Source organism: Agrobacterium sp. T29 (genome assembly GCF_006970545.1).
Classification (GTDB): domain Bacteria; phylum Pseudomonadota; class Alphaproteobacteria; order Rhizobiales; family Rhizobiaceae; genus Agrobacterium; species Agrobacterium leguminum.
This window is the reverse complement of the sequence record NZ_CP040640.1, coordinates 424,247-450,349: the sequence shown is the minus strand read 5'-3', so window position 1 is coordinate 450,349 and position 26,103 is coordinate 424,247. Positions and strand designations below refer to the sequence as shown.

Annotated in this window: 28 protein-coding genes; 19 read left to right on the top strand and 9 right to left on the bottom strand. The window is 61.5% G+C overall.

Translation table 11 applies throughout. From position 1 onward, the window contains the following. Positions 1 to 156: 156 nt before the first annotated feature. From FGF54_RS02215 to FGF54_RS02205, 3 genes are all read left to right on the top strand, one after another. On the top strand, positions 157 to 1,272 hold the full coding sequence (locus FGF54_RS02215) for a DnaJ C-terminal domain-containing protein (protein ID WP_142778815.1): 1,116 nt from the start codon (positions 157 to 159) through the stop codon (positions 1,270 to 1,272). A gap of 131 nt (positions 1,273 to 1,403) precedes the next feature. Next, positions 1,404 to 2,222, top strand: coding sequence for an enoyl-ACP reductase FabI (fabI, locus tag FGF54_RS02210; protein WP_003521090.1), 819 nt, complete (start codon positions 1,404 to 1,406; stop codon positions 2,220 to 2,222). Positions 2,223 to 2,253: 31 nt separating this feature from the next. Beyond that, a complete protein-coding gene (locus FGF54_RS02205) occupies positions 2,254 to 2,847 on the top strand; it encodes a histidine phosphatase family protein (RefSeq protein WP_065654316.1) in 594 nt (197 codons plus the stop codon). 246 nt (positions 2,848 to 3,093) lie between these two features. On the opposite strand, the gene FGF54_RS02200 is transcribed toward FGF54_RS02205, so the two are convergent. Then, positions 3,094 to 3,354 (bottom strand): DUF1344 domain-containing protein, encoded by a 261-nt coding sequence (locus FGF54_RS02200; RefSeq protein ID WP_003521088.1) that lies wholly within the window; start codon positions 3,352 to 3,354, stop codon positions 3,094 to 3,096. A 40-nt stretch (positions 3,355 to 3,394) separates the two neighbouring features. Between FGF54_RS02200 and FGF54_RS27130 the strand changes: the two genes are divergently transcribed. From FGF54_RS27130 to ribB, 3 genes are all read left to right on the top strand, one after another. Further along, a complete protein-coding gene (locus FGF54_RS27130; protein WP_168207947.1) occupies positions 3,395 to 3,643 on the top strand; it encodes a hypothetical protein in 249 nt (82 codons plus the stop codon). Positions 3,644 to 3,803: 160 nt separating this feature from the next. Further along, positions 3,804 to 4,901: a chorismate synthase gene (gene aroC / locus FGF54_RS02190; protein ID WP_142778813.1), complete on the top strand. Its 1,098-nt coding sequence runs from the start codon at positions 3,804 to 3,806 to the stop codon at positions 4,899 to 4,901. Positions 4,902 to 4,913: 12 nt separating this feature from the next. Next, positions 4,914 to 6,014: a 3,4-dihydroxy-2-butanone-4-phosphate synthase gene (gene ribB, locus FGF54_RS02185; RefSeq protein WP_003521085.1), complete on the top strand. Its 1,101-nt coding sequence runs from the start codon at positions 4,914 to 4,916 to the stop codon at positions 6,012 to 6,014. Positions 6,015 to 6,176: 162 nt separating this feature from the next. On the opposite strand, the gene FGF54_RS02180 is transcribed toward ribB, so the two are convergent. Further along, positions 6,177 to 7,370, bottom strand: a complete 1,194-nt coding sequence (locus FGF54_RS02180; protein ID WP_142778812.1) for a winged helix-turn-helix domain-containing protein — start codon at positions 7,368 to 7,370, stop codon at positions 6,177 to 6,179. Between the two features lie 113 nt (positions 7,371 to 7,483). Between FGF54_RS02180 and FGF54_RS02175 the strand changes: the two genes are divergently transcribed. From FGF54_RS02175 to dxs, 7 genes are all read left to right on the top strand, one after another. Continuing rightward, entirely contained in the window at positions 7,484 to 8,164 is a 681-nt protein-coding gene (locus tag FGF54_RS02175; RefSeq protein WP_142778811.1) for an energy-coupling factor ABC transporter ATP-binding protein, read from the top strand. Beyond that, positions 8,161 to 8,766, top strand: a complete 606-nt coding sequence (locus tag FGF54_RS02170; protein ID WP_142778810.1) for an energy-coupling factor transporter transmembrane protein EcfT — start codon at positions 8,161 to 8,163, stop codon at positions 8,764 to 8,766. Before FGF54_RS02175 ends, FGF54_RS02170 begins: the two co-directional genes overlap by 4 nt. 31 nt (positions 8,767 to 8,797) lie before the next feature. Continuing rightward, positions 8,798 to 9,361 (top strand): biotin transporter BioY, encoded by a 564-nt coding sequence (locus FGF54_RS02165; protein WP_020010590.1) that lies wholly within the window; start codon positions 8,798 to 8,800, stop codon positions 9,359 to 9,361. 25 nt (positions 9,362 to 9,386) lie between these two features. Further along, positions 9,387 to 10,322 carry a histone deacetylase family protein gene (locus FGF54_RS02160; protein WP_142778809.1) on the top strand — a complete coding sequence of 312 codons (936 nt, stop codon included), beginning with the start codon at positions 9,387 to 9,389 and terminating at the stop codon, positions 10,320 to 10,322. 2 nt (positions 10,323 to 10,324) lie between these two features. Then, a complete protein-coding gene (locus FGF54_RS02155) occupies positions 10,325 to 10,579 on the top strand; it encodes an exodeoxyribonuclease VII small subunit (protein ID WP_003503059.1) in 255 nt (84 codons plus the stop codon). Between the two features lie 264 nt (positions 10,580 to 10,843). Next, a complete protein-coding gene (locus FGF54_RS02145) occupies positions 10,844 to 11,767 on the top strand; it encodes a pirin family protein (protein WP_142778808.1) in 924 nt (307 codons plus the stop codon). Between the two features lie 99 nt (positions 11,768 to 11,866). Next, positions 11,867 to 13,786: a 1-deoxy-D-xylulose-5-phosphate synthase gene (gene dxs / locus FGF54_RS02140; protein ID WP_142778807.1), complete on the top strand. Its 1,920-nt coding sequence runs from the start codon at positions 11,867 to 11,869 to the stop codon at positions 13,784 to 13,786. 42 nt (positions 13,787 to 13,828) lie between these two features. On the opposite strand, the gene FGF54_RS02135 is transcribed toward dxs, so the two are convergent. Further along, positions 13,829 to 14,191: a nuclear transport factor 2 family protein gene (locus FGF54_RS02135; RefSeq protein ID WP_142778806.1), complete on the bottom strand. Its 363-nt coding sequence runs from the start codon at positions 14,189 to 14,191 to the stop codon at positions 13,829 to 13,831. 107 nt (positions 14,192 to 14,298) lie between these two features. Here FGF54_RS02135 and FGF54_RS02130 point away from each other — a divergent pair, with 107 nt between their 5' ends. Then, a complete protein-coding gene (locus tag FGF54_RS02130) occupies positions 14,299 to 15,093 on the top strand; it encodes a helix-turn-helix domain-containing protein (protein ID WP_142778805.1) in 795 nt (264 codons plus the stop codon). A 6-nt stretch (positions 15,094 to 15,099) separates the two neighbouring features. Next, a complete protein-coding gene (locus tag FGF54_RS02125) occupies positions 15,100 to 15,408 on the top strand; it encodes a putative quinol monooxygenase (protein WP_142778804.1) in 309 nt (102 codons plus the stop codon). Between the two features lie 44 nt (positions 15,409 to 15,452). Here the strand turns inward: FGF54_RS02125 and FGF54_RS02120 are convergent, their stop codons facing one another. Both FGF54_RS02120 and FGF54_RS02115 read right to left on the bottom strand, forming a co-directional pair. Then, on the bottom strand, positions 15,453 to 15,824 hold the full coding sequence (locus FGF54_RS02120; RefSeq protein WP_142778803.1) for a nuclear transport factor 2 family protein: 372 nt from the start codon (positions 15,822 to 15,824) through the stop codon (positions 15,453 to 15,455). 75 nt (positions 15,825 to 15,899) lie between these two features. After that, complete coding sequence (locus FGF54_RS02115) at positions 15,900 to 16,352, bottom strand: Lrp/AsnC family transcriptional regulator (RefSeq protein WP_142780100.1); 453 nt, start codon at positions 16,350 to 16,352, stop codon at positions 15,900 to 15,902. A 119-nt stretch (positions 16,353 to 16,471) separates the two neighbouring features. Between FGF54_RS02115 and FGF54_RS02110 the strand changes: the two genes are divergently transcribed. Next, the gene (locus tag FGF54_RS02110; RefSeq protein WP_142778802.1) at positions 16,472 to 17,434 is read left to right on the top strand and encodes a nucleoside recognition domain-containing protein; all 963 of its coding nucleotides are present in this window, start codon (positions 16,472 to 16,474) and stop codon (positions 17,432 to 17,434) included. Positions 17,435 to 17,617: 183 nt separating this feature from the next. On the opposite strand, the gene FGF54_RS02105 is transcribed toward FGF54_RS02110, so the two are convergent. Then, on the bottom strand, positions 17,618 to 19,639 hold the full coding sequence (locus FGF54_RS02105; protein WP_142778801.1) for a methyl-accepting chemotaxis protein: 2,022 nt from the start codon (positions 19,637 to 19,639) through the stop codon (positions 17,618 to 17,620). Positions 19,640 to 19,907: 268 nt separating this feature from the next. On the opposite strand from FGF54_RS02105, the gene FGF54_RS02100 reads away from it, so the two are divergent. Together FGF54_RS02100 and FGF54_RS02095 are read left to right on the top strand one after the other, a co-directional pair. Next, positions 19,908 to 20,660: a TlyA family RNA methyltransferase gene (locus FGF54_RS02100; protein WP_142778800.1), complete on the top strand. Its 753-nt coding sequence runs from the start codon at positions 19,908 to 19,910 to the stop codon at positions 20,658 to 20,660. After that, positions 20,657 to 21,907 carry a class I SAM-dependent RNA methyltransferase gene (locus FGF54_RS02095; protein ID WP_142778799.1) on the top strand — a complete coding sequence of 417 codons (1,251 nt, stop codon included), beginning with the start codon at positions 20,657 to 20,659 and terminating at the stop codon, positions 21,905 to 21,907. Before FGF54_RS02100 ends, FGF54_RS02095 begins: the two co-directional genes overlap by 4 nt. Here the strand turns inward: FGF54_RS02095 and FGF54_RS02090 are convergent, their stop codons facing one another. The 3 genes from FGF54_RS02090 to FGF54_RS02080 all read right to left on the bottom strand — a co-directional run bounded on the left by FGF54_RS02090 (position 21,908) and on the right by FGF54_RS02080 (position 24,874). After that, complete coding sequence (locus tag FGF54_RS02090; protein ID WP_003521066.1) at positions 21,908 to 22,231, bottom strand: hypothetical protein; 324 nt, start codon at positions 22,229 to 22,231, stop codon at positions 21,908 to 21,910. 89 nt (positions 22,232 to 22,320) lie between these two features. Beyond that, positions 22,321 to 23,079, bottom strand: a complete 759-nt coding sequence (locus tag FGF54_RS02085; protein WP_142778798.1) for a crotonase/enoyl-CoA hydratase family protein — start codon at positions 23,077 to 23,079, stop codon at positions 22,321 to 22,323. 10 nt (positions 23,080 to 23,089) lie between these two features. Further along, on the bottom strand, positions 23,090 to 24,874 hold the full coding sequence (locus tag FGF54_RS02080; protein ID WP_142778797.1) for an acyl-CoA dehydrogenase: 1,785 nt from the start codon (positions 24,872 to 24,874) through the stop codon (positions 23,090 to 23,092). 220 nt (positions 24,875 to 25,094) lie between these two features. Between FGF54_RS02080 and FGF54_RS02075 the strand changes: the two genes are divergently transcribed. Next, entirely contained in the window at positions 25,095 to 26,090 is a 996-nt protein-coding gene (locus tag FGF54_RS02075; protein WP_142778796.1) for a transporter, read from the top strand. Positions 26,091 to 26,103: the final 13 nt, after the last annotated feature.

Sequence of the window (26,103 nt, the reverse complement as noted above, 5' to 3'; positions counted from 1 at the left end):
GTAAAGGAGTGATTAGCAACTTATTGCAACAGTCGACGTTGATTAAACCGAGGGCGTGCAGGCGAATGATCGCGGGCATCCCTTTTCGGAGGGGTTAGTTTCAGGATTGCGCCATGAAGGGCGGCAGCGCCTGAGCCAACGTAACTGGTGTTTCGCATGCGCGATCCATATTCGATCCTCGGCGTAAAACGTGACGCCCGCCACGAGGAAATCAAGGCCGCCTGGCGCACGAAGGCGAAAACCGTCCATCCGGACGCCAATCGCGACGATCCCGACGCCTCGGCGCGATTCGCCGAGATCGGGCAGGCATACGATCTTCTCAAAGACCCGAAAAAGCGCGATCTCTACGATCAGGCCCGCAGGGCGGCCGAAAAGAAGCAGCGCGGCGAAACCATCATGCAGCAGCGGGAGGCCGCGCGAGAGGCTGCCGAGCGCGCCAAGGCCGCCGAAAAGCTGATGGAGGAGCTTGCCCGCGCCGACGCCCGCAACCGGGCGCAGACCGACCAGAAAACCGACGCCAAGGCGGAAACCGCCGAAGATATCGTCGAACGGATTTTTGGCGCGGAAGCACAGAACGATCCCAAGGTGCAGCAGGCGGCCGAAGCGGCAAAGGCTGCCGCGGGCGCTGCAAAAAGCGATATTCCGGGTGCCGGCGAGACCGCGCAGCCCAGCGCCGGCGATGACAGGACAGCGCCCGCATCGCTCGCCGCCAATCTTTTCAGCGCTCTCGTGCGCCGTTTCCGCACGCAGCAGCCGGCTCCCGAAAAAGCGCCGGACATCACTGCGGAGGCCACCGTCACGGTCGCCGATCTGCTGGAACACAAGTGGGTGACCGTGTCGCTTGCCGACGAACGCGAGGTTCGCTTCCAGCTCGAAGCCGGCATGACCGACGGACACGTGGTGCGGCTGAAGGGACAGGGTCTGAAGCTTCCCAACATGGCGCGCGGCGACCTTGCCGTGACATTGCTGACCGCCCGTGACGACGCCTTTTCCCTTCGTGGCTTCGATATTCACACGACGCTGCCGATATCGCTCAGCGACGCGGTTCTGGGGTGTGAAACGAAAGTCAGGACACCGCTCGGTGAGGAAAACATCACCATTCCGGCCTGGTCCGGCTCCGACCGTGTGCTGAGGCTTACCGGCAAGGGCCTCGCCGACGGCAAGGGCGGACAGGGCGATCTCGTCATCGAATTGCGCATCGTTCTCTTGGAAAAGCCGGATGAAAAGGTGACCGACCTGATGCGGCACATGCGCGAAGGCCTTTATTTGTGAAAGTTTTGCGAATAGCCGGGACAACGCACCCTTTGTTACGCTCCCTAACAGTTGATGATCTTTGGCAATCTTGAACAGGATTGCAGCCTATGCCATAGGCAGGACCGATCAAAAGTACTAGGGAGCATAAAATGGCTCAGGCATCCGGCCTCATGGCTGGCAAACGCGGCCTCATCATGGGTGTCGCCAATAATCGTTCCATCGCTTGGGGCATCGCCAAGGCCTGTGCCGACGCGGGCGCGGAAGTTGCGCTGACCTGGCAGGGCGACGCGCTGAAGAAGCGTGTCGAGCCGCTGGCGCAGGAACTGGGCGCCTTCATGGCCGGTCACTGCGATGTGACCGATCTCGAGACGATCGATGCGGTTTTTGCCGGGCTGGAAAAGCACTGGGGCAAGATCGACTTCGTCGTGCACGCCATCGCCTTTTCCGACAAGGATGAGCTGACCGGCCGTTACCTCGATACCAGCCGCGACAATTTCAACCGCACCATGGACATTTCCGTCTTCTCGCTGGCCGCCGTTGCCAAGCGCGCCGAGCCGGTCATGAACGACGGCGGCTCGATCATCACGCTGACCTACTACGGCGCCGAAAAGGTCATGCCGAACTATAACGTCATGGGCGTGGCCAAGGCTGCTCTCGAGGCCAGCGTGCGTTATCTCGCCGTCGACCTCGGCAATCGCGGCATCCGCGTCAACGCCGTTTCCGCTGGCCCGATCAAGACGCTTGCAGCTTCCGGCATCGGCGACTTCCGCTATATTCTGAAGTGGAACGAATATAATGCGCCGCTGAAGCGCACCGTTTCCATCGAGGAAGTCGGCAAGTCGGCGCTTTACCTGCTGTCCGACCTTTCGACCGGCGTGACCGGCGAAATCCACCATGTCGATTCCGGTTACCACACCATCGGCATGAAGGCGGTGGATGCGCCTGACATTTCGGTGGTGAAGGACTAAGCCTGAAAAGTGTGAAGAACGGGGTATCGCCTTGCTCGTCTATGTGATCCGGCACGGACAAACGGACTGGAATGCGATACGCCGGCTTCAGGGCCAGAAAGACATTCCGCTCAACGATTTCGGCCGCCAGCAGGCGGTCGGTAACGGCAAACTGCTTGCGCAGCTGCTGGGGGAACAGGCCACGGATTTCGACTACGTGGCAAGCCCGCTCGGGCGCACGCGCGAGACCATGGAACTGATGCGCGGCGCGATGGGCCTCGATCCCAAGGCCTATCGAACCGACGATCGCCTGATCGAAGTTTCGTTCGGCGACTGGGAAGGGCAAACCCTGCCGGAGCTGAAAAAAGAGTTCCCGGACCGGGTGAAGGCGCGCAAGGCCAACAAGTGGGATTTCATTCCCCCCGGCCAGGATGCCGAAAGCTATGAAATCCTCTCCTGGCGCATCGGCGCATGGCTTTCCTCCGTCGAGGTTCCGACGATATGCGTCTGCCACGGCGGCGTCATCCGCTCGATCTTCCGGCTGGTCTCCGGCATGGACAAGGACGAGGCGTCAAGGACGCAAATTCCGCAGGACCGGATTTTGAAGGTCGAGATCGACAGGAACAGCGCGGAGTGGATTTGGTGAGGCGCAGGGCATAACCCTCTGCATCGTCCTACTCGAGCAGCCCGTATATTTGGCGCAAAGGCCGCCGCGTATTTCTTCTCCCCGCCGGGGAGAAGGTGGCCCGAAGGGTCGGATGAGGGGGCAACTATAACTATAGACCGCACCCTGGCCCCCTCATCCCGCTGCCGCGGACTTCTCCCCGACGGGGAAGAAACAAGAGGCATCCGCTCGTTTCACAACGGAGGTTTTGGCCTGAGGGGCTGGTGCTTACTGCACGACCTGAAGATCGTCGACCACGCGTTTCCCGTCCACTTCCGTGTAGAAAACAACGACCTTCACGCCCGCTTTCAGACCTTCGAAATTGAACTCTTCCGGCACGCGATAGGTCTTGCCGTCGTTGAGCGTAATGCTCAGCCCATTCGCATCGATCTTGCTGATCGTGCCTTCCACGTCGACGCTCTGGGCGTAGCCGTTGATGGGCATCAGGAGGTTGGCGGTGGCCAGAAGGGCGGCAATCATCATACGCATCGATCTAGCTTTCGTGGATTTGCGTGAAAACCTTACATGCATGAAGAATTGCCTTTCGAATGTGGCGGAAATTGCCCGCAACCATGACATTTTCGGCCCAATTGATGAACGGATTTGGGATCGTGTTCAAGCCGTTAGTGATTTTTACACCGCATTTCCCGGCAATATTGGAAAACTCCGGATTAACGTGGAAAACCACGGCGCTTTTACATTTTCGTCATTTCGAAAAACGTCTCTGGCGGGCGCGAATCGCCCCATTGCCCTCATCCCCATGCTGTCCCAGAAATGAGGGCACGGACATGCGGGTCTCCAGCCAGGACGCCGTGTCCTGCACTTATACCGCCGCAGCGAAAGAAAGGCTTTTGCCTTGCCCGGATTTTCCACTAAGACAAATCCGCTTGTTTTAAACGGCGCTCACCGCAGGCGCCCTGTTTTCCGGTTTTGAAAATATGTCGCATAACAGTTTCGGTCATCTTTTCCGCGTTACCACCTGGGGAGAAAGCCACGGGCCTGCACTTGGCTGCGTGGTGGATGGCTGCCCGCCCGGCATTCGCTTCACCCTTGCCGAGGTGCAGCACTGGATGGACAAACGCAAACCGGGCCAAAGCCGTTTCGTGACCCAGCGCCGCGAGGATGACATCGTCAAGGTTCTCTCCGGCGTGATGCTGGATGAGGACGGCGAGACGATGATAACCACCGGCACGCCGATTTCCATGCTGATCGAAAATACCGACCAGCGCTCCAAGGACTACGGCGAGATCGCCAAGCGTTTCCGACCCGGCCATGCGGATTTCACCTATGACCTGAAATACGGCATTCGCGACTATCGCGGCGGCGGACGTTCTTCCGCGCGTGAGACGGCGGCGCGTGTCGCCGCCGGTGCGATTGCCCGCAAGGTGGTGCCGAGCCTCAATGTGCGCGGCGCGCTGGTGCAGATCGGCAAGCACAAAATCAACCGCGACAACTGGGACTGGGATCAGGTCGACCGGAACCCGTTCTTCTGCCCCGATGCCGCCATGGTGCCGGTGTGGGAAGAGTATCTCGACGGCATCCGCAAGGCCGGCTCCTCCATCGGGGCCGTCGTCGAAGTGGTGGCGGAAGGGGTTCCGGCCGGCATCGGCGCGCCGATCTATGCCAAGCTCGATCAGGATATCGCCTCCAGCCTGATGTCGATCAACGCCGTCAAGGGCGTGGAGATCGGCGAAGGTTTCGCCTCCGCCGAGCTTTCCGGCGAGGAAAATGCCGATGAGATGCGCATGGGCAATGACGGCAAGCCGATCTTCCTCTCCAACCATGCCGGCGGCATTCTGGGCGGCATCGCGACCGGCGAGCCTGTCATCGCCCGCTTCGCCATCAAGCCCACCTCCTCCATTCTGACGGAGCGGCTTTCCATCGATACCGACGGCAACAACGTGGATGTGCGCACCAAGGGCCGCCACGACCCCTGCGTCGGCATCCGCGCCGTGCCTATCGGCGAAGCGATGATCGCCTGCACCGTTGCCGACCATTATCTGAGGGATCGCGGCCAGACCGGCCGTTTGAAGTGAGGGGATATCGCCATGGCCTATGACCAGAAACGCGTCGTGGACGCCATCCGCGCTTTCGAAGCCGGTGAAATCGTTGTCGTGACCGATGATGACGACCGTGAGAACGAAGGCGATCTGATCATTTCGGCGGTTCACTGCACGCCGGAGAAAATGGCGCTGATCGTGCGCCACACCTCCGGCATCGTCTGTGCGCCCATGCCGCGCGAGGAAGCCAAGCGGCTGAACCTCAACGCCATGGTGGCGGAAAATGACAGCGCGCATACCACGGCCTTCACCGTCAGCGTCGACTTCAAGCACGGCACCACGACAGGCATTTCCGCCGATGACCGCACGCTCACGGTGCGCAACCTTGCCAATCCCAATGTTGGTGCCTCCGATTTCACCCGGCCGGGCCACATCTTCCCGCTGATTTCCCGCGAGGGCGGCGTATTGATGCGCTCCGGCCATACCGAAGCGGCGGTCGATCTCTGCCGGCTCGCCGGCCTGCCGCCCATCGGCGTCATCAGCGAGCTGGTGAATGACGACGGCACGGTGATGCGCGGACCGCAGGTGCTGGATTTCGCCGAAAAACACGGCATGAAGCACGTTTCGGTCGCCGATCTCATCGCTTATCGCCAGCGCAAGGAAACGCTGGTGGAGATGGAATCCTCCTTCACCATCGAGACTCCCTTCGGACCGGCCAAGGCGCAGACCTATTCCCTGCCCTGGGATCCGATGCAGCATATGGCGGTGATTTTCGGCGATATCCGCGACGGCATCGACATTCCCGTGCGCCTGCACCCGGAAAATGTCGCCGACGATGTGTTCGGCGACCGCCAGCCGGTGCGGCATTATATGCAGAAGATCGCCGAAGAAGGCCGCGGCGTCATCGTCTATCTGCGTGAAGGCTCGGTCGGCGTCGGCCAGGTGGCCGGACGTCGCAAGGCGCGTGATCCCGACGAGGCGCATGCGCAGGCCCGTTCGCGCGAAAACGAATGGCTGGAAATCGGCCTCGGCGCGCAAATCCTGAAAGACCTCGGTATCAGCTCCATCAAGCTGATGACGACACGCGAGCGGCATTACGTCGGTCTCGAGGGGTTCGGCATCAAGATTTCGGCGACTGATATCGGTTGATTTGGGGTCGTCGCGGGAGCGCTTCGGTTTGGTGCGCTCTCCGCCCGCTCTACGTCATCCTCGGCCTTGTGCCGAGGATCTGCGAACGCATTCAACACGTTGTCCGTTGCAGATGCTCGGGACAGGCCCGAGCATGACGGAAGACCGTGGCCGAGGAAGCAATTATACCTCCCGCCAGCCCTCCAGATAATTCACGCTCTCCACCCCGGTAAACTTCGCCAGCCTCACCAGTTCCGCGTCGAGCTTCTCCAGCCGACCGGCCGAAGCACGCACGCCGGGCTCCAGCCACAGGCGGCGCACATCCAGCGTGCCGCGCTTGCGATCCGCCTTCATGTCGATGCGGCCGATCAGCCTGTCACCCTCCAGAAGCGGGAAGACATAATAGCCATATTGCCGTTTCGGCTCGGGCACGAAGACCTCGATGCGGTAATAGAAGCCGAACAGCCGCTCCGTGCGGTTTCGGTCACGCAGCAGCGGGTCGAAGGGGCTGAGGACACGGACGCGGGCGGAAGGTTGCGGCACGTCTGTCAGGTCGGCGGTGAAATCGGCAAAGGCAAAAGACGGGCGGGCATTGTCCCCGTCGCTGGAGAGAAGCGAGACCTCACAGAGTTCATCGCGATGGCTTTTGACCCAGTCCCTCGCCTCCTGCGGGGTGACGAGATCGAAAAAGGCGGCGATTTCGCCATGGGTGGCGAAACCCAGCCGCTTCAGCGCTTCGCGGCAGGCCCAGTCGACAAATTCGGCGTGCTCCACCTCGGTTTCGTGATGCTCGCCGGGAATGACCCGTTCGGCGAGGTCATAGACCTTCTGGAAATTCACCCGGCCGGCAATCGCGAGCTTGCCGGTGTGCCAGAGATATTCGAGCGCGGTCTTGGAGGGATGCCAGTTCCACCATCCGCCGGACTGGTGCCCCTCCTCCTTCAGCTCCCGCGCCAGAACCGGACCGGTGGCGGCGATGCGCTCCAGCGTTTCGCCGAAAGCCGCATCGAAACCCTCGCCGTGCCATTTGCGCCAGCGCTCCTGAATAATCGGCTCGCGGCGGCGGAAACGATGTTTCCAATAGGGATAAAATTCCGTCGGCAGGATGGAGGCGTCATGCGTCCAGTGCTCGAAAAGCGCCCGGTCCTTTTCCAAAAGCGTGGTCAGGTGGCCGCGCCTGTAGGTCTGATTGCGGGAGAAGATAATCTGGTGGTGGGCGCGCTCCACCGTGCCGATGCTGTCCACCTGCACGAAACCGATATCGGTGATGAGCTGCAGCAGATCGCTCTTGGAAAGAGCCTTGCCGGGCGGAGAGGAAAGCCCCTGCCGCGCCAGAAAAATCCGCCTTGCCGCTTCGTTCGAAACCTTGATCACCATGGCGCAAAAGGTAGAACGGCTTTTTCGCGATTGCAATGTTCTTTTTTTGTTCCTTGTTTCACTTCTGTTGATGACGGGGTATAGAACCGGAAAAAGAGCGCGAGGATGTAAGCTTGGAAATCCGTTTTACCGCCGCCGGCGTCGCTTTCGAGAGCCGCCAGGCCCTGCAGCCGCTGTCTGTGACATTGACAGAACGGCGTATCGGCGTGATCGGTCTCAATGGTTCCGGCAAGACCACCTTTGCCCGGCTGATCAACGGACTGAACAAGCCGAGCGAGGGCAGGGTTTCGGTGAACGGCCTCGACACCGTGAGCGACGCCAAGGCGGTGCTGCAGACGGTCGGCTTCATCTTCCAGAATCCGCAGAACCAGATCATCCTGCCGATCGTGCGCGACGATGTCGCCTTCGGTCTCAAGCGGCTCGGCCTCGGCAAAGCGGAAACCGCAAACCGCGTAAAGGCCGTTCTCGCCCGGCTCGGCATCGCACATCTGGAAGACCGGCGCGCGCATGAGCTTTCCGGCGGCGAATTGCAGCTTGCGGCGCTGGCGGCGCTTCTGGTCACCGAACCGCAAATCCTCATTCTCGATGAGCCGACCAACCAGCTCGATCTCAAAAACCGAGCCACCGTGGAAAAGACCATGGCGGCGCTGTCGCAGGCGCTTGTTGTGATCACCCACGATCTGCCGCTGGTTGCGGGTTTCGACCGGGTGCTGGTTTTCCATGAAGGCGCACTGGTGGCCGACGCCGCCCCCGAAGAAGCGGTAGCGCGCTATCTGGAGGTGGCATCGCGATGAAATCGCTGCATGTCGAAGGCACCGGCTGGCTCTACCGCGTCTCGCCGCGCCTCAAGCTCGTGACGCTGATGGGTTTCAGCATCGCATTGTTCCTCACCCGCGATCTGCTGGTTCTCGCATGCGCGACGGTTCTGGCCGCCCTTATTCTGGGCGCTACCCAGCTGCCCTTCAAGGATATCGGCCTGCGGCTGCGGCCGGTGATGCTGACCATCTTCCTCGTCGCCGCCTTCAGCTACCTGCTGCTTCCGGCCCATGATGCCAGTGTCAATCTTTTGCGGCTGACGGCGCTGGCGCTGCTTGCCACCGCCGTCACCGTCACCGTCAGCATCTCGCAATTCATGGATGAGATCGCGCTTGCCGCCGCCCCGCTGGAAAGGCTGGGGCTGGTGAAGGCCGCCGATATCGGGCTTTCGGTCGGGCTCGTCGTGCGCTTCGTGCCTGAAATCGTCAATCGTTACCATGCGGTGCGCGATGCGCACCGGGCGCGTGGCCTGCCCGTGCGGATGGCCACCATCATCGTGCCGCTCGTCATTATGACGTTGAAGGATGCCGATGCCATTGCCGACGCCATTGACGCGCGCGGTTTCAGAGGCCAAAGCTGACGGCCAGATAACCATCCGGAGTTTCTGAGCCATGACAACCCGCGACCTTGTGCTGATTTCGCTGTTTTCCGCCATCATCATCGCACTCGGGCTTCTGCCGCCGATCACGCTCGGTTTTATCCCCGTGCCGATCACCGCGCAGTCGCTCGGCGTCATGCTGGCCGGTGTCGTGCTGGGCGCGAAACGCGGTACGCTGGCGGTTCTCCTGACGATCCTGATTGCCGCCATCGGCCTGCCGGTACTTTCGGGCGGGCGCGGCGGCCTTTCCATCTTCACCACGCCGACCACGGGCTTCCTGATCGGCTGGATCGCGGCGGTCTTCGTCACCGGCACGCTCTCGGAAAAGCTCGTCAATCGCGGCCAGTCCGCTCTAACACAGGGCATCGGTTTCTTCGTCGCCAGCCTGATCGGCGGCGTGGTCGTGCTTTATGCTTTCGGTATCACCTATCTGGCGCTGGTCGTCGGGCTCGGTTTCGAAAAGGCCTTCATGGGTTCGCTCGCCTTCATTCCGGGCGATGCGCTGAAGGCCGTGCTCGCCGCACTTGCCGGCCGCGCCGTGATGGCCGGTTATCCGCTTCTGCCGCAGCGCGCCTGAACGGACTTTCTTCGGGAGGAAAAGAATGGCGACGCGTTTATACGAACATCCGATCTTCCTGGAGCATATCACGCCATCCGGCCACCCCGAGCGGCCGGACCGCCTGCGGTCGCTGAACATCGCGCTCGAACACCCGAATTTCGAGCGGCTGGAACGCAAAGAAGCCCCGCAGGCCAATGAGGATGCGGTGCTGCTGGCGCATCCGGAGGAGCATCTGCTTGCCATTATGCGGCAGATTCCCGAAGAGGATGGCGAGATCAACCGCGTCGAGGCCGACACTTACGTTTCGCAAAAAAGTCTGCAGGCGGCGCTGACCGGCATCGGTGCGGCCATGGCGGCGGTGGATGACGTGTTTACCGGTGCTGCCGACAATGTCTTCGTCGCCGCCCGCCCGCCCGGCCACCATGCGGAAACCGCAAAGGCCATGGGCTTCTGTCTTTTCAACAATGTGGCGATTGCCGCCCGCCATGCGCAGAAGGCGCACGGCGCGGAGCGCGTCGCCATCATCGACTGGGACGTGCATCACGGCAATGGCACGCAGGATATCTTCTGGAACGACACGTCGGTGCTGTTCTGTTCCACCCACCAGATGCCGCTTTACCCGTGGAGCGGCGACAAAAACGAAACCGGCGTGAAGAACAATATCGTCAACGCGCCGCTTTCGCCCAATACCGGCAGCGAATATTTCCGCGAGGCCTTCAAATCCCGCGTGTTGCCGGCGATAGCCGATTTTTCGCCCGATCTTATCCTCATCTCCGCCGGTTTCGACGCGCATTACCGCGATCCGCTGGCGCAGATCAACCTGGTGGGCGAGGATTTCGACTGGGCAACCGGCCGGCTTCTGGAAATGGCGGATAAATACACATCGAACCGGGTCGTCAGCCTGCTGGAAGGCGGTTATGATCTGGAAGGGCTGGCGGAATCGGCAGCCATGCATATTTTGAGAATGATGAAGGGTTGAACATGACGGAAAATGCCAACACAGCCGATGTCAGCGGTTATTCCTTCGAAAAAGCCGTCGCCGAGCTGGAAAGCATTGTCGCACGCCTGGAACGCGGAGACGTGGCGCTGGACGAATCCATCGCCATCTATGAGCGCGGCGAAGCCCTGAAGAAGCATTGCGAAACGCTGTTGAACGCTGCCGAAAAGCGAATCGAGAAGATTCGCCTCGACCGTGCGGGCAAGCCGCAGGGTGTGGAGCCGCTGGACGGGGAGTGATTTTCTCCCTCCTCATTCCTGTGCTTGTCACAGGAATCTAGCCAGACCAAGTCCTTGGGCTGAAAAGACTCTTATCGCCGCGCAGACGCGCGTCGGCTGGATTCCTGTGACAAGCACAGGAATGAGGGAGGCTGTAGGTCAAGCCGCGTTCAATTCTCTCCCGCGCATCCGGTGACAATGCACAAACACAGCGTTCGACATCCCGATACTCCCCCTCTCCGTCCGTTATGCTAAACTCCCGCCAGACGATACGAGGAGCTTGCGATGTCCTTTTTTCCCGGTAACGATCCCGTCGCGGGTGATGCTTTTGCCTGCGACGCCATCGAGAACCTCATCATTCCACGCACGAGCGACATTGGCGGCTTTGCCGTGCGCCGTGCGTTGCCGACCCGGCAGCGGCGTCTCGTCGGCCCCTTCATCTTTTTCGACCGCATGGGCCCGGCGATCCTGAAGGCCGGTGAGGCGCTCGACGTCAAACCGCATCCCCATATCGGGCTTTCCACCGTCACCTATCTGTTCGACGGCGAAATCAAGCATCGCGACAGCCTTGGCACCGAGCTTGTCATCCGCCCCGGCGACATCAACCTGATGACGGCCGGGCGTGGCATCGTGCATTCGGAACGCACGCCGGAAAACCTGCGTGGCCACCCGCTTTCCATGTCCGGCCTGCAGACCTGGCTTGCCCTGCCAGACCATATGGAAGAAATCGACCCCGCCTTTGCCCATACTGCGAAGGAAGACATGCCGCTGATCGATATCAAGGGCGCTTCCGGCCGCGTTGTGATCGGCGAATTCGAGGGTCTCACCTCCCCCGTTTCGGCCTTTACCGATACGCTTTATGTCGACCTGACGCTGGAGCCGGGGGTGAAATTTCCCTTCTCCGCCGATCATGAGGAGCGGGCGATCTATATTCTGTCCGGTTCGCTGGATGTGGCCGGCGATATCTTCGCCGCCGACCAGTTGCTCGTTTTCCGGCCGGGCGACGACATCACGCTTCAGGCCGGCAGCAATGGCTGCCACATCATGATCTTCGGCGGGGCGGCGCTCAATCAGCGCCGCTACATCTGGTGGAACTTCGTTTCGTCATCAAAAGAACGCATAGAGCAGGCCAAACAGGAGTGGAGAACCGGACGCTTCGATATCGTTCCCGGCGACGAAGAAGAGTTTGTCCCTTTGCCGGAAGGTTGAAATTCTATAGAAGTGTACGACATGCAGGAATGGACCGTCGGCTTTCGACATGAAAGCCGCTCAGGTGCCCCCTGCTGACCACGAGAAAAGGCCGAACGATTGACCGGAATGCCCCAGACCCCACTGCTCGACCGGGTGAATTTCCCCTCCGATCTCAAGGAGATCGACGATCGCGACCTGCCGGAACTGGCACGGGAACTGCGCGACGAGATGATCGACGCGGTGTCGAAGACCGGTGGCCATCTGGGTGCCGGCCTTGGCGTGGTGGAATTGACGATTGCCATTCACAAGGTCTTCAACACGCCCGAAGACCGGCTGATCTTCGATGTCGGCCATCAATGTTATCCGCACAAGATCCTGACCGGCCGGCGCGACCGCATTCGCACCCTGCGTCAGGAAGGCGGGCTTTCCGGTTTCACGCGTCGTGCCGAAAGCGACTATGACGATTTCGGCGCCGGCCATTCCTCCACCTCCATTTCCGCCGGTCTCGGCATGGCCGTGGCGGCGGGTCTGGATCAGAGCGACCGTAAGGTGATCGCCGTGATCGGCGACGGTTCGATGTCGGCGGGCATGGCGTTCGAAGCGCTGAACAATGCCGGTGCGCTCGATGCACGGCTGATCGTCATCCTCAACGATAACGACATGTCGATTGCGCCGCCGACCGGCGCGATGAGCGCCTATCTGGCGCGCCTCGCCTCCGGCCGCACCTATATGGGCTTCCGCGATTTCGGCAAGAAACTCACCGCCTATCTCGGCAAGACCATCGACCGCGCCATTACCCGTGCCGTGACCCATGCGCGCGGTTACGTGACCGGCGGCACGCTGTTCGAGGAGCTTGGCTTTTATCATATCGGCCCGATCGACGGTCATTCCTTCGATCATCTGCTGCCGGTGCTGCGCAATGTGCGCGACAACCAGAAAGGCCCTGTCCTCATCCATGTGGTGACGCAGAAGGGCAAAGGTTACGCACCGGCGGAAGCGGCGGCCGACAAATATCACGGCGTCAACAAGTTCGACGTTATCACCGGCGCGCAGGCGAAAGCCAAGCCGAATGCGCCGAGCTATACCAGCGTCTTCGCCGAAGCCCTTATCCAGGAAGCCACCCTCGACGACAAGATCATCGGCGTCACCGCCGCCATGCCGAACGGCACCGGCCTCGACAAGATGGCCGAGCTTTTCCCGACCCGCACCTTCGATGTCGGCATTGCCGAGCAGCATGCCGTCACCTTTGCGGCCGGGCTTGCGGCTGACGGTTACAAGCCGTTCTGCGCGCTTTATTCCACCTTCCTGCAACGCGGTTACGACCAGCTGGTGCATGATGTGGCCATCCAGAGCCTGCCGGTACGTTTCCCCATCGACCGCGCCGGTTTCGTCGGTGCGGATGGGCCGACCCATGCCGGTTCGTTCGACACGACGTTCCTCGCCACCCTGCCCGGCATGGTGGTGATGGCGGCGTCCGACGAGGCGGAGCTGAAACATATGGTGCGCACGGCGGCGGCCTATGACGAAGGCCCGATTTCCTTCCGTTACCCGCGCGGCGAGGGTGTGGGCGTCGAGATGCCCGCGCGCGGTGAGATTCTTCAGATAGGCAAGGGCCGCATCATAAAGGAGGGCACCAAGGTTGCGCTGCTCTCCTTCGGCACGCGCCTTGCGGAATGCCTTGCGGCCGCCGAAGATCTCGATGCGGCCGGCCTTTCTACGACGGTCGCCGATGCGCGCTTCGCCAAGCCGCTCGATCTCGATCTCATCCGCCAGCTGGCCAGCCATCACGAGGTTCTGGTGACCATCGAAGAAGGCTCCGTTGGCGGTTTCGGCGCGCATGTGCTGCATTTCATGGCCAGCGCCGGCCTGCTCGACCATGGCCCGAAGGTCCGGACACTGACCCTGCCAGACCAGTGGGTGGAGCAGGCAAAACCAGAGACCATGTATGCCAATGCCGGCCTCGACCGGGCCGGCATCGTTTCCACCGTGTTCAATGCGCTCGGCCAGCGCCAGGCCGGCGTCGGTTTCGCCGGCTGACACGATTGCCGGGACAGGAGGCGGGACTATCCCGCCTCTGCCTCAGGATGCCGCGCCATCGAGAAAACCGACGACATTTTCGATCCGCCCCTCGGCATTCAGGCTGACGACATCGGTTCCGCCAGCGACATCGTCTCCGTCAGGCGAAATGAGACGCCATGAGAAACGGGTGAAATTGCCGTGGCCATCCGGGGTGCCTGTGAGCACGAAACGATATCCAGGAAATTTCTGCCGCGCCGCCTCGATCATCGCGGCAATACCCTGCTGCCCTTCGCCCTGCATCAGCGGATCGACGTAGCGCGTATTTTCTGCCCACGCCTCACCGACGAGATGTCTGCGGCGTTCATTGTCCTCCTCGTTCCAGGCTGCGAGATAGGTTTCGGCGATTGCAAGATGCTGCGTCATGATTGTGCTCCTTCTGGTTGACGGCCCAAACATGCCGGGGGTCGGGAAGCGGAACAATTACCTCAGAGGTAATCGCATTGGCGCTCTCTTCTGCTAGGCTGCGGGGCATGACACATCATCGAGAACATGTCGGCCAGGTGCTGAAGGAATGGCGTGCGCGCCGCAGGTTAAGCCAGCTCGATCTGGCGATGGAGGCGAACATATCCGCGCGCCATCTGAGCTTCGTGGAAAGCGGGCGATCATCCCCCAGCCGCGAGATGCTCGCGAAACTGGCGGAGCAGCTTTCCATGCCCGCCCGCGCCGCCAACCGGCTGATGCTGGCGGCGGGTTATGCGCCCGTCCATTCCGAACGGCCGATGGATGCGCCCGATATGGCGGCGGCCCGGCAGGCCATCGAAACCGTGGTGCACGGGCATATGCCCTTCCCCGCCCTTGCCGTTGACCGGCACTGGAACGTCGTTCTCGCCAATGGGGCGATCACGTCGCTTCTGGCCGGCGTTTCCGAGGAGTTGCTTCGCCCGCCGCTCAACGCCTTGAGGCTGAGCCTGCATCCGCTGGGCCTGAGTTCGCGCATCGTCAACCTCGCCGAATGGCGGCATCACCTGCTGGAACGCCTGCGCCGTCAGGTCGAAGAGACGGGAGACGAGGTGCTTTCCCGGCTGCATGCGGAGCTAGTGGCCTATCCTGCACCAAAGGTCCCGCCGCATGCGGCCGGGGCCGATCCGCTGGCCATACCATTGCAGCTGCGCGATCCGTCATCGGGCTCAGTCCTGAGCTTCATTTCAACCACCACGGTTTTCGGAACGGCCACAGACGTCACGCTGTCTGAACTGGTGCTGGAATGTTTCTACCCCGCCGACACGGCAACCCGCGAAGCACTGATGCAAGGCACCAAGGAGTAAGACCCCGTGCACACCACCTATCTCATCGGCTTCCAGGTCCGTCCCGGCCAGCGCGAGCGCTTTCTCGAATTGCTGAATGCGCTGCTCGACGCCATGCGGCACGAAAAGACCTCCGTGAACGCAACCCTGCACCGGGATGGTGAAAACGAGAACCGCTTCCTGCTGCATGAGACCTGGAGCGACCATCAGGACGTCATCGACGTTCAGATTCACCGCCCCTATCGGCAGGCATGGCACGATGCCCTGCCCGAGCTTCTCGACGCCCCGCGCGATATTTCCGTCTGGCATCCCATGCGGGCGGATCACACCGCATAGCGACATGGACGATGGGAAAGCCGCGCACGCACCCTTTGCACGCGCTAGGATTTTCGCGACAATATCCGCGGTTCGCCGATTTTGAACCAGGCCCTGGCGATCCTACCGTTCTCAACTTCATAGATGCAGGCAACGTCGACCTCTCCCTTTCCTTCCAGAAAGTTCCGGGTGACCGTTTCATGGTCGATGACGACATTGCCAACGACAATGCGCGTCAGCAGTTTTCCATGCAAATCCGGCTCCTTGAAGCGCTCGATGTGACGCTCCCGAATCTCTGCCGCGCTTCCTGCCAGAAGCGTCGCCGGGAAAGCGTAATACTGGCAATCATCCGCCCACCAGAGCATGAAGGCATCGATGTCACGGGCATTATAGGCCTCAAGCTGCTTTTGTACCGGCAGTTCGATTTCACTATTCAAAACGCACCTCTTCAAAAAACGTCGTGGCGAAATGGTTTCCTAGACGAGGGAATGTCCCGCGTGGAAGGGCTCCGGTTAAAGCCTGATGGCCGTTTCCTCTTTCGCCGTCTTGATGACGACCATGGTGACAAAGCGCGCGACATTGTGCTGGTCGCGGAAGAGCCTGTCGCACAGGACGTCGAATTCTTCCATATCCCGCAGGCGCAGCATCAGCACGACATCGGTTGCGCCGGTGACGGCATAGGCCTGCGATACGGCCTCCTCGGCACTCGCAATATCCAGAAAGCGGCGCATATGCTGCTCCCCGTGCAATTTCAGCTCCACCGTCACCAGAGCCTTGATCACCCGTCCCGCCTTTGCGGGGTTGAGGATCGCCACGATGCGGTCGATCACGCCAGACTTGCGCAGCCGCTGCAGGCGGCGCAGGCAACTGGATGGAGACAACCCGACTTCGTCGGCCATGTCCACATTGGTGCGCGACGCATCGTTCTGCAAAAGGTTCAGAAGTTTCCGGTCGATCCGATCCATGCCGGCAGCATATCGCCCGCCACTGGATTTGCAATAAAATTGCATGAAACTGCAATCTTTGACCGCAAATGCGAAGGGGCCGGGATTAGTGAATGGGAACAACCTTCAGGGAGTCTCACATGTCACTTTTCCTGCCCGTCTGGCAAAAAACGCGGGAAACGCTTGCGATCTACTGGGTGCTTGTGCGGATCACGGTTCCCATCGCCATTTTGACCGAGCTGCTGTCGAGGATGGGCGCGATCGAGGCGGTGGCGCCTGTCTTCGCGCCGGTCATGAACCTCATCGGGCTGCCGCCGGAGCTTGGTCTTGCCTGGCTGACCGCGATGCTGGTCGGCATATGGGGTGCGGTGCCGCTCATCTTCACGCTTGTGCCCGCATCCTCTTTGACCGTTGCGGATATCACCGTTTTTTCGGCACTCATCCTGTTCGCCCATGGCCTGCCCATCGAACAGAAGATCATTGAAAAGGCGGGACCGGGCATGATCGTCACCACGGCGCTGCGCGTCGGCGGCGGATTGCTCTATGCCTTCATGTTGCATCACGTTCTGGAGGCGATGGGATGGCTGTCCGCGCCGGTAAACCCCGCCTGGATTGCAATGAGCGCCACGCCTGAATGGACCGCCTATTTCCTCGGTCTCGGGGAAACCATGGTCTGGATGCTCGTCATCCTTTTGGCACTTTCCCTTTGCCTTGAAATCCTCAGGCTGACGGGCCTTCTGGCGCTGATGATGAAAGCGCTCTCGCCCCTGCTGCGTCTTGCGGGCATTCGCGGCGAGGCCGAACATCTCACCGCCATCGGCTTGTTTCTCGGCATTTCCTACGGCGCCGGCTTCCTGATCCGCGAGGCGCAATCGGGCACGATATCACCGCGTCAGGTGTTTCTGTCCTGCGTGTTCATGGGTTTTGCCCATAGCGTGATCGAGGACACGCTCGTGGTGATGTCGCTTGGCGCGGATGTCTATGGCGTTCTGGCCGGGCGGCTTGTTTTCGCCATTGCCGCGACCGCCGGCATTGCCGCCCTGCTTCACCGCCTGTCGGACGAGTTGTTCTTTGCGCGGATGTTCCGGCTACAGGGCACATAGAGCATTTCCAGGAAAAGTGGACCCCGGTTTTCCGTCCGGAAATGCGCCGAAACAAAGAGTTAGAGTGTTTTCGCGATTCGAAGAAAAGCGAAAAAACTCTAAGCGGCGTTTCCCGTCTGAAATGACCGACGCAAAAAGGGGCCTTTCGGCCCCCAATTCATAGGTTCAATCTGAAAGCCCGGCTCAGAATTCCGTCCAGTCCTGATCCTTGGCAGCCGGCGCTTCGGCCGTACCGCCGAAGGCGCGGGCGAGGCTCTGGCCAAGGGCACGGGCCGGCGAGGCGACAGGCCTTGCGGTTGCGGAGGCCGATTTTACCGGAGCCTTGCGGGCCGGTGCGGCCGGCGCTGGCTGGAAGGCGGGCCTGGCGGAAGACTGGCGCGGTGCGGAATAGCCGCCGGCACTGGCAACGGCAGCGCGTGCACCATCCATTCTGAACTGGCCGAGCAGGCTGTTCAGCGCTCCCGCTTCGCGGGCCAGCGAATGGCTGGCGGCGGTCTGCTGTTCCACCATGGCGGCATTCTGCTGCGTGCCCTGATCCATGGTGTTCACGGCCGTGTTGATTTCCTGCAGGCCGGTCGCCTGTTCGCGAGCAGCGACAACGATGGCGCTGACATGGGCGTTGATCTCTTCGACTTCCGCCACGATGAGTTCCAGAGCCTTGCCGGTCTCGTCGACCAGATTGACGCCGTTTTCCACCTGCTGGCTGGAAGCGCCGATAAGCGTCTTGATTTCCTTGGCGGCATTGGCGGAACGCTGGGCGAGTTCGCGGACTTCCTGCGCAACCACCGCAAAGCCCTTGCCGGCATCACCGGCGCGGGCGGCTTCGACGCCGGCGTTCAGCGCCAGCAGGTTGGTCTGGAAGGCAATATCGTCGATGACACCGATGATATTGCCGATTTCGCCCGAGGACTTCTCGATTTCGCGCATGGCGGCAACCGCCTTGCGGACCACGACGCCGGACTTTTCCGCACCGGCGCGGGCGCGCTGGACCAGATTGCCGGCATCTTCCGCGCCGCGGGCGCTATCGCGCACCGTGGTGGTGACTTCTTCCAGCGCTGCGGCGGTTTCCTCGATGGAGGCCGCCTGCTGCTCGGTGCGGCGCGACAGGTCGTCGGCGGCGGAGAGCATTTCCGAAGCACCGGCATTGATCGCGGCTGCGTTCTCACCGACCGTGCGCAGCGCCTGCTGGAGTTTTTCGACGGCGCTGTTGAAATTCACGCGAACCGGATCGATGGCGGGCGCAAAGGGCGTCTCGATACGATAGGAAAGATCGCCATCCGCGAGAGCGGCAAGACCCTTGCCAAGCTCGGCGCTGGCAAAAGCGCTGGCGGCTTCGTCCTTGGCCTTTTCTTCCTCGTTGCGGCGGCGTTCAGCCTCCGTCGCGGAGCGCATGCGGTCGGTCTCGCCGGCAAGGCGGGATTTTTCCAGCCCGGCTTCCTTGAAGACCAGAACGGCCTTCGCCATCTTGCCGACTTCGTCGCCACGATCCGTGGCCGGAACTTCCGTCGTCAGATCGCCATCGGCGAGCCGGCTCATCGCCGCCGTCATGCCAACGATGGGCGTGACGATGGAGCGCGACAGCGCCCAGATGAGGGCAACGGCCAGAAGACCGGCGACAGCGCCGCCACCCAGAAGCGCATATTTGAGGTTCAGTGCGGCTGCCTGCTGTTCTGCCGCGTAAGCAGCGGACAGGCCGTTCAACTGTTCCTTGATCTTGGCGGCGGAGGCGCGGAAGCCGTCGAGCTGGCCCTTGGCCTGATTGCGGCCGATCTCGATGATTTCGGAAATCGGCGCTTCGGTCGTCTTGCGTGCGGCGATCTGCGGTTCCGCCAGTTCCTTGAAGAACACGGTGGCGGATTTCTGCATGTCGTCGATGGATGTCAGAATGTCCGGCCGGCCGACAGCCAGCGCGCGGGCCTCGTCGAGCTTCTTCAGCATCAGGTCGCGCTGGGCGAATACATCGTTGTAGGTGCTGTCACTGCGGAAGAGCAGGAAGCCGCGCTGGTTGACGGCCTGTTCCAGCATGGCTGCCGTCGCGCCATCCACGGCCTGGATGATATCCTTCGTGCGGTTGTTTTCGATCGTGACACGCTCGCTCCCCAGCGTCTGCCAGAATACGACCGCAGAAGCGAGCAGGCACACGCTCATCAAGGCACAGAAGGTGGCTATGAGCTTCAGATTGATGGGGAGGTTTTTAAGCGACATCGCAAACTCTCTCGGCGACCCGATGCCTCGAAGCAAGCGTCTGCGCTGCAACGGCCGCAATTTTGTGGATGGGAGGAGATGCCGTCATGGCAGGTTCCGGTGGCCGCACGGGCCTTGTGCACAAAGTGCAATACAAGCCTTTATATTGGATTAATCGAACATTCTGACTTTGCGGTGCAACATCAACGGGCGACAGCGGGCATCGCCGGTCCCTTTCAGCGATAAATCGCTTGCATCGGCGGGGTTTGGCGGTCATTGACACGGGACCATGTCCAAAACATCTGAAAATGAACGGCTTGACCAGCTTCTCGTGTCGCTCGGCCACTTCGCCAGCCGCTCGCGTGCGCGCGACGCGGTTGCGCGCGGCACTGTGAGCGTCAACGGTAAAATCGTCACCAAACCGAGCCAGACCGTCGCCGGCGATGCCGAAATCGCCATCAGCGATCCGGCGCAGGCCTATGTTTCCCGCGCAGCGCTGAAGCTCGTGGCCGCGCTCGATCATTTCCGGCTCGACCCGTCAGGCCATGACTGTCTCGATGTCGGCGCTTCGACCGGCGGTTTCACCGAGGTGCTGCTGGAGCGCGGTGCCAAACACGTCACCGCCATCGATGTCGGCCACGGGCAGATGCATGCCAGAATCGAGAACGATCCGCGGGTGACCAATCTGGAAGGGCTGAATGCGCGCTTCCTGACGGCGGATGACATCGATGATCGGCCCATCGGCTTCATCGTCTCCGACGTGTCCTTCATTTCGCTGAAGCTTGCACTTGCCCCGGCACTTGAGCTTGCGGAGCCGGGTGCTCTCGCGGTTCTGCTGGTGAAGCCGCAATTCGAGGCGGGGCGCGACGCCATCAGCAAGGCCGGGCTGTTGAAAGAACCGGAAACGGCGCCTGCCGTGGCCGCCGAGCTGGAACGCTGGTTGACCGAGGACATGGGCTGGAAAAGCCTCGGCCTCATTCCCTCGCCGATTTCCGGCGGCGACGGCAATATCGAATTTCTTCTCGGAGGCGAAAAGCCATGAGCACACAGACCGTCACCATCAAGAGCCTCGGCGCGCAGGGCGACGGCATCGCGCACTGTCCCGACGGCCCGGTCTATGTGCCCTTCGCGCTGCCCGGCGAAACGGTCGCGATTGCGAAGGTGAAGGATCACGGCACCGTCATGTCGATAACGGAAGCCTCGGCGGAGCGCCGTGAACCGGCCTGCCGCCATTTCGGCCCCGATGGCAAGAACGGCACCTGCGGCGGCTGTTCGCTGCAGCATCTCGCCGACCAGCCTTACCATGCCTACAAGCGGGAGCTGGTGGTTTCGGCGCTGAAATCGAAAGGCCTGACGCCGCCGGTCGACGACCTCGTCATCTGTCGCCCCGGCGAGCGCCGCCGCGCGGTGTTCGCCGCCCGCAAGACGGAAAAGGGCCTGCTGCTCGGTTTCAGTCAGGCGAACAGCCATCACATCGTCGCCATCGAGGAATGTCCCGTCACCTCGCCCGGCATCGTCTCGCGGCTGGATGCCATCCGCGCCATCGGCCTTTCCATGGTGGCGAATGCCGAACCGTTCCGCATCACCGTTCTCGAAACGCTCTCGGGTCTCGATATTTCGGTCGAAGGCATCAAGTCGGTCAGTGACAAGCAGCGGCGCACCCTCACGGAAACGGTGCTTGCCATGCGCGGCATTGCCCGTGTCTCGCTCTCAGGTGAAATCCTGATCGAACCGCAAAAGCCGATCATCGAATTCGGCGGCGTTGCGGTTTCCCCGCCAGCCGGCAGTTTCACGCAGGCGACGAAACAGGCGGAAGACGCCATGGCCGAGCTGGTGCTTGGCCATATCGGTAAATCCAAGCGTATTGCCGATCTCTTTTGCGGTTCCGGCACCTTCGCGCTGAGGCTCGCACGCATCGGCAAGGTGCATGCGGTGGAAGCGGAAGACAAGCCGCTGAAGGCCCTGGACTTCGCCGCCCGCAACACACAGGGCCTGAAGCCGGTGAGCGTCGAGAAACGCGATCTTTTCCGCCGGCCGCTGATGACAAGCGAACTGAAGAATTACGATGCTGTCGTGTTCGATCCGCCGCGCGCCGGTGCGGAATTCCAGTGCAAGGAACTGGCCCGCAGCACGGTGAAGAAGATCGTTGCGGTGAGCTGCAATCCGCTGACGCTTGCGCGCGATCTTACCATCCTCATGGAAGGCGGCTATCGCATCACCCGTGTCACACCGGTCGACCAGTTCCTGTGGTCGCCGCATGTGGAAGCGGTGGCGACGCTGGAGAAATAATCACCAGGCCGTATCGACCGTGCCGTTACCGACCACGCCCGAGCAGCGGCAGGCGCCGCCCACACGGCCCCGCTCGATGGGGCAGACATAGGGCCGGCGGCGATTGGCGCTCTCCGGCGGGGTGATGACGCAGACGAAACGGGCGCGGCGCTGGCGGTCGCGGTTGCGGCCGGAATAATAATCCGAGCCATCGTCTTCGGTAATGACGGATTGCGCCAGAATGACATTGCCGGCGGAAGCCGCCGGAGGGCGCGTTATCGCCGCCGCTTCGGTGACAGTGGCGGCGCAGAGGAAGACAGACAGGGCGAACACGACGTGACGCATGCGGGTGGCTTTCGGGCGATGACGTTGCATTATTTAACCCAACCCATATTGCCCGGTTGCTTAACCGCAAGGAATTCCTGCCGGAACGCTTAACGACGCATGAATGCCTCGAAGGCGGCGCGCGCTTCGGCGCTTTGCAGTTGCGCGATGAAATGACGGCCTTCCTCTTCGATGCGGGCGAGAAGATCGTTCGGATTGCCGCGAACCAGATCGCGGGCGATCTTCAGCGCCTGCTGCGGTTTGGCCGCGAGCCGGGTGGCAAGCGCCAGCGTTTCGCTCTCCACATGTTCAGGGGCGACGACTTTCCAGATCATTCCGGCCTGCAATGCCTGCTCGGCGGAAAAACCTTCGCCCATGGCAAGCAGCGCAAAGGCGCGCTGGTGTCCCATGAGCTTCGGCACGAGCAGGCTGGAGGCCGCTTCCGGCACCAGCGCCAAATCCACGAATGGGGTCTTGAACAGGCTGCGGCTGGAAGCGACCGTCAGGTCGCAATGCAGGTTCAGCGTCGTGCCGATGCCGATGGCGAGCCCGTCGACGCCGGATACCATGGGCTTTTCGAAAGCGACGAGCGCTTTCAAAAGCTCAAGCGCGGCAAGCTTGCCCTTGCCGCCCGACATGGCGAAGGCCAGAAAATCGGCCATGTCGTTACCGGCGGAGAAGCAGCCTTCCGTGCCGAGAAACGCGACGACGCGAATTTCCGGGTCCGCATTGGCGGCCTGCAGGGCGTCTGCCATGCGCAGATACATGGCATCGGTGATAGCGTTTTTCTTGTCCGGCCGGTTGAAGCGGATGGTCAAGACTTCCGGCGCATGGCCGACGCGCTCGACGAGAATGTGTTCGTCCGACATCTAAAGCTCCTCAAGCCAATACGGTACGGGCGGCGGCAAGACTTGCCGCACCGGCGATAACGCGGTCCTTCAGCGCTGCCGTTTCCGCCAGCAGATTTTCCGCTGCGAAACGGCAAAGGGCTGCGCGATGCCCGCTCCTGCCATCGTCGACGGCGGCCAATGCACCCTTGGCGAGATAGGCGCCGGTGAGCGCCAGGCCGAAGAGGCGCTGATAGGGCGTCGCGCCGGCGAGCGCCGTTTCGGTTTCGCCTGCCTTGATGCGGTCCAGCAGCCAGTCGGTCGCCGTCTCCAGATCGGCGAGGCTGGCTTCGAGATAACGGCCGGTCTCGCCGAGATCGTCGCGGTTCGACGCGGCTGTGCGGGCGGCGATCTCGCGCAGTTCGGCGATGAAACCGCGCACCTGCGCGCCTTCGGAGAGCGGCAGCTTGCGCAGCACCAGATCGATGGCCTGAATGCCATTGGTGCCTTCATAGATCGGCGCAATGCGGGCATCGCGCAGATAACGCGCCGCGCCGGTTTCCTCGATAAAGCCCATGCCGCCATGCACCTGAATGCCCATGGAGGCGACATCGACGCCGGCATCGGTGGAGAAGGATTTGGCGATGGGTGTCAAAAGGGCAGCGCGCTCCTGCCAGTGAGCGCGCTGCCGGGCGTCTTCAGTCGCATGCGCCATATCGATGGCATGCGCGCAGCTGAAGGAAATCGCCCGCGACCCTTGCGTGAGCGCCTTCATCGTCAGAAGCGTTCTGGCGATATCCGGGTGTTCGATGATCGGGCTCATGCCGGAGCCCTGCCAGCCGGGCGCCTTGCCCTGCGTGCGCTCCCTGGCATATTCGATAGCCTTCTGGGTCGCCGCTTCGCAGATCGCCACGCCCTGCATGCCGACGGCAAGGCGGGCGTTGTTCATCATGGTGAACATGCAGGCGAGACCCTTGTTCTCCTCGCCGACCAGCCAGCCGAGAGCACCCTTCTCGTCACCGAATTTGCCATCGCCGAAGATCATCGTGCAGGTGGGCGAGCCGTGAATGCCGAGCTTGTGTTCGAGCGAATGGCAGAACAGATCGTTGCGGCTGCCCGGCGCACCGTTGTCATCGGGCAGGAATTTTGGCACGAGGAAAAGCGAGATGCCGCGCGTGCCGGCCGGCGCATCCGGCAGGCGGGCGAGAACGAGGTGGATGATATTGTCCGCCGCATCGTGTTCGCCCCAGGTGATGAAAATCTTCTGCCCGAAGATGCGGTAAGTGCCGTCGCCATTGCGCTCCGCCCGGGTCTTCAGGACACCGAGGTCAGAACCCGCATGCGGCTCGGTGAGGTTCATAGTGCCGGTCCATTCGCCGGAGACGAGTTTCGGCAGATAGGTGCGCTTGAGGTCATCGCTGCCGTGGGCGACAAGGGCTTCCACCGCGCCCATGGTCAGCGTCGGGGCCAGCGCAAAGGCCATGGAACCGGAATTCCACATTTCGAGTGCGGCGACATTCAGCATATGCGGCAGGTTCTGGCCGCCGAATTCTTCCGGCGCCGTCAGGCTGTTCCAGCCCGCTTCCGCCCAGCGGCGGTAAAGATCGGCCCAGCCATCCGGTGTCGTCACCTTGCCGTCGGTAAGCTTTGCGCCCTGTCGGTCGCCGATCTCGGCAAGCGGCGCGACCTCTGCCGTGGCAAAACGGCCGGCTTCGTGCAGAATGGCATCGACCAGATCTTCCCCAAGGTCTCCCAGCGCACCCGCAGACAGCGCGTCTTCAAGACCCGCTACATGTTTGAGTGTAAAGGCGATATCGTCCACCGGCGCGCTATACATGCTGCCTCCTCCCGAAGCTCTGGCATCTTGCTACTGCCTTCGGGCTAAATGATTTTTACGTAAACGTCAATTTGAAAATTCCCGTCATTTCGGCGGGATTGTTATAAAACTGTCATATGAATTTGCTCAGCATTCGCTGAAAGGCGCCTCGCCGCCGCCGCTCCCACACCGGAACGACGGACGCCTCCCTCCTCCCATCCAGCCGGTCAGGACTGCCACGATGGATCTCGTAACACCCGTTATTCCCGGCCTTGTCTGGGCCTATCAATTTCATCCCGGTACAGCCCCCTGCCGGCGGCTCGCGCCCGATGCCGGCTTTCACGAAATGGCAGAGTGCGAAGGCTTCTTCTGGCTGCATCTCAACCTCGCCGATCAGCGTGTGGCGGGTTTTCTCGAGACCATAGAGGGTCTCGATCCGGCGGCGCGGGCAAGCCTCACGACCCATGAGACGCATCCCTCCATCGTGGTCGATGAAAAATCACTCTATGGCACGTTGGTCGATTTCCAGCGGGAATTCGACAAGGAGACACGTGACTTCGGCTGGCTGCATTTTGCGGTGAGCGACCGTTTCATCATCACCACCCGCCTGCAGCCGCTGCATTCGGTGGACCGGCTGAAAGCGGCGGTCGACAAGAATTCCAACCGTTACCTCACGCCATCGCATGTGTTCGAGGGGCTGGTGGCGGAATTCCAGCGCTCGCTCATCAATCTGGTGATGGAGACGACGGAAGAACTGAACGCCATCGAAGATATGGTCTATGACAGCGAGAACCGCGACGAACGGCGGCGTCTTGCCCCGCTGCGCCGCACGGTGGTTCGCCTGCACCGGCATCTGCGCACCGTCCTGACCCTGATGCGGCGGGCTTCGGCCGCCGATGATGACGAGATGCCGAATGGTTTCGAGGATGTCGCCTCACGCCTGATGGCTCGTCTGGAGGCTGTCGACCACGACGTCTACGCCCTGCAGGAGCGGGCAAGGCTGCTGCATGAAGAAATCGATTCCAAACTCTCGTCCGAAACCAACCGGCATCTTTATATCCTGTCGCTGATGACGGCATTCCTGCTGCCGCCCTCGCTGGTCACCGGTTTCTTCGGCATGAATACGGATGAGCTGCCGTTTACCGTCGGCACGGGCGGCACATTGTCGGCCAGCATCTTCATCGCGATTTCGGTTGCTCTCGCCTGGTTCGTGCTGAAACGCGCGCGAATCCTGTAACGCAAAGAGCCGC

Coding starts and splice junctions, on each gene's coding strand:
- FGF54_RS02085 (WP_142778798.1), bottom strand. CDS start 23,079: ATGTCGGACGAACACATTCTCGTCGAGCGCGTCGGCCATGCGCCGGAA.
- FGF54_RS02080 (WP_142778797.1), bottom strand. CDS start 24,874: ATGTATAGCGCGCCGGTGGACGATATCGCCTTTACACTCAAACATGTA.
- FGF54_RS02130 (WP_142778805.1), top strand. CDS start 14,299: ATGACACATCATCGAGAACATGTCGGCCAGGTGCTGAAGGAATGGCGT.
- FGF54_RS02165 (WP_020010590.1), top strand. CDS start 8,798: ATGACAACCCGCGACCTTGTGCTGATTTCGCTGTTTTCCGCCATCATC.
- FGF54_RS02170 (WP_142778810.1), top strand. CDS start 8,161: ATGAAATCGCTGCATGTCGAAGGCACCGGCTGGCTCTACCGCGTCTCG.
- aroC (WP_142778813.1), top strand. CDS start 3,804: ATGTCGCATAACAGTTTCGGTCATCTTTTCCGCGTTACCACCTGGGGA.
- FGF54_RS02155 (WP_003503059.1), top strand. CDS start 10,325: ATGACGGAAAATGCCAACACAGCCGATGTCAGCGGTTATTCCTTCGAA.
- FGF54_RS02110 (WP_142778802.1), top strand. CDS start 16,472: ATGTCACTTTTCCTGCCCGTCTGGCAAAAAACGCGGGAAACGCTTGCG.
- FGF54_RS02100 (WP_142778800.1), top strand. CDS start 19,908: ATGTCCAAAACATCTGAAAATGAACGGCTTGACCAGCTTCTCGTGTCG.
- FGF54_RS02215 (WP_142778815.1), top strand. CDS start 157: ATGCGCGATCCATATTCGATCCTCGGCGTAAAACGTGACGCCCGCCAC.
- ribB (WP_003521085.1), top strand. CDS start 4,914: ATGGCCTATGACCAGAAACGCGTCGTGGACGCCATCCGCGCTTTCGAA.
- FGF54_RS02105 (WP_142778801.1), bottom strand. CDS start 19,639: ATGTCGCTTAAAAACCTCCCCATCAATCTGAAGCTCATAGCCACCTTC.
- FGF54_RS02200 (WP_003521088.1), bottom strand. CDS start 3,354: ATGCGTATGATGATTGCCGCCCTTCTGGCCACCGCCAACCTCCTGATG.
- FGF54_RS27130 (WP_168207947.1), top strand. CDS start 3,395: ATGAAGAATTGCCTTTCGAATGTGGCGGAAATTGCCCGCAACCATGAC.
- FGF54_RS02145 (WP_142778808.1), top strand. CDS start 10,844: ATGTCCTTTTTTCCCGGTAACGATCCCGTCGCGGGTGATGCTTTTGCC.
- FGF54_RS02075 (WP_142778796.1), top strand. CDS start 25,095: ATGGATCTCGTAACACCCGTTATTCCCGGCCTTGTCTGGGCCTATCAA.
- FGF54_RS02180 (WP_142778812.1), bottom strand. CDS start 7,370: ATGGTGATCAAGGTTTCGAACGAAGCGGCAAGGCGGATTTTTCTGGCG.
- fabI (WP_003521090.1), top strand. CDS start 1,404: ATGGCTCAGGCATCCGGCCTCATGGCTGGCAAACGCGGCCTCATCATG.
- FGF54_RS02095 (WP_142778799.1), top strand. CDS start 20,657: ATGAGCACACAGACCGTCACCATCAAGAGCCTCGGCGCGCAGGGCGAC.
- FGF54_RS02160 (WP_142778809.1), top strand. CDS start 9,387: ATGGCGACGCGTTTATACGAACATCCGATCTTCCTGGAGCATATCACG.
- FGF54_RS02090 (WP_003521066.1), bottom strand. CDS start 22,231: ATGCGTCACGTCGTGTTCGCCCTGTCTGTCTTCCTCTGCGCCGCCACT.
- FGF54_RS02115 (WP_142780100.1), bottom strand. CDS start 16,352: ATGGATCGGATCGACCGGAAACTTCTGAACCTTTTGCAGAACGATGCG.
- FGF54_RS02135 (WP_142778806.1), bottom strand. CDS start 14,191: ATGACGCAGCATCTTGCAATCGCCGAAACCTATCTCGCAGCCTGGAAC.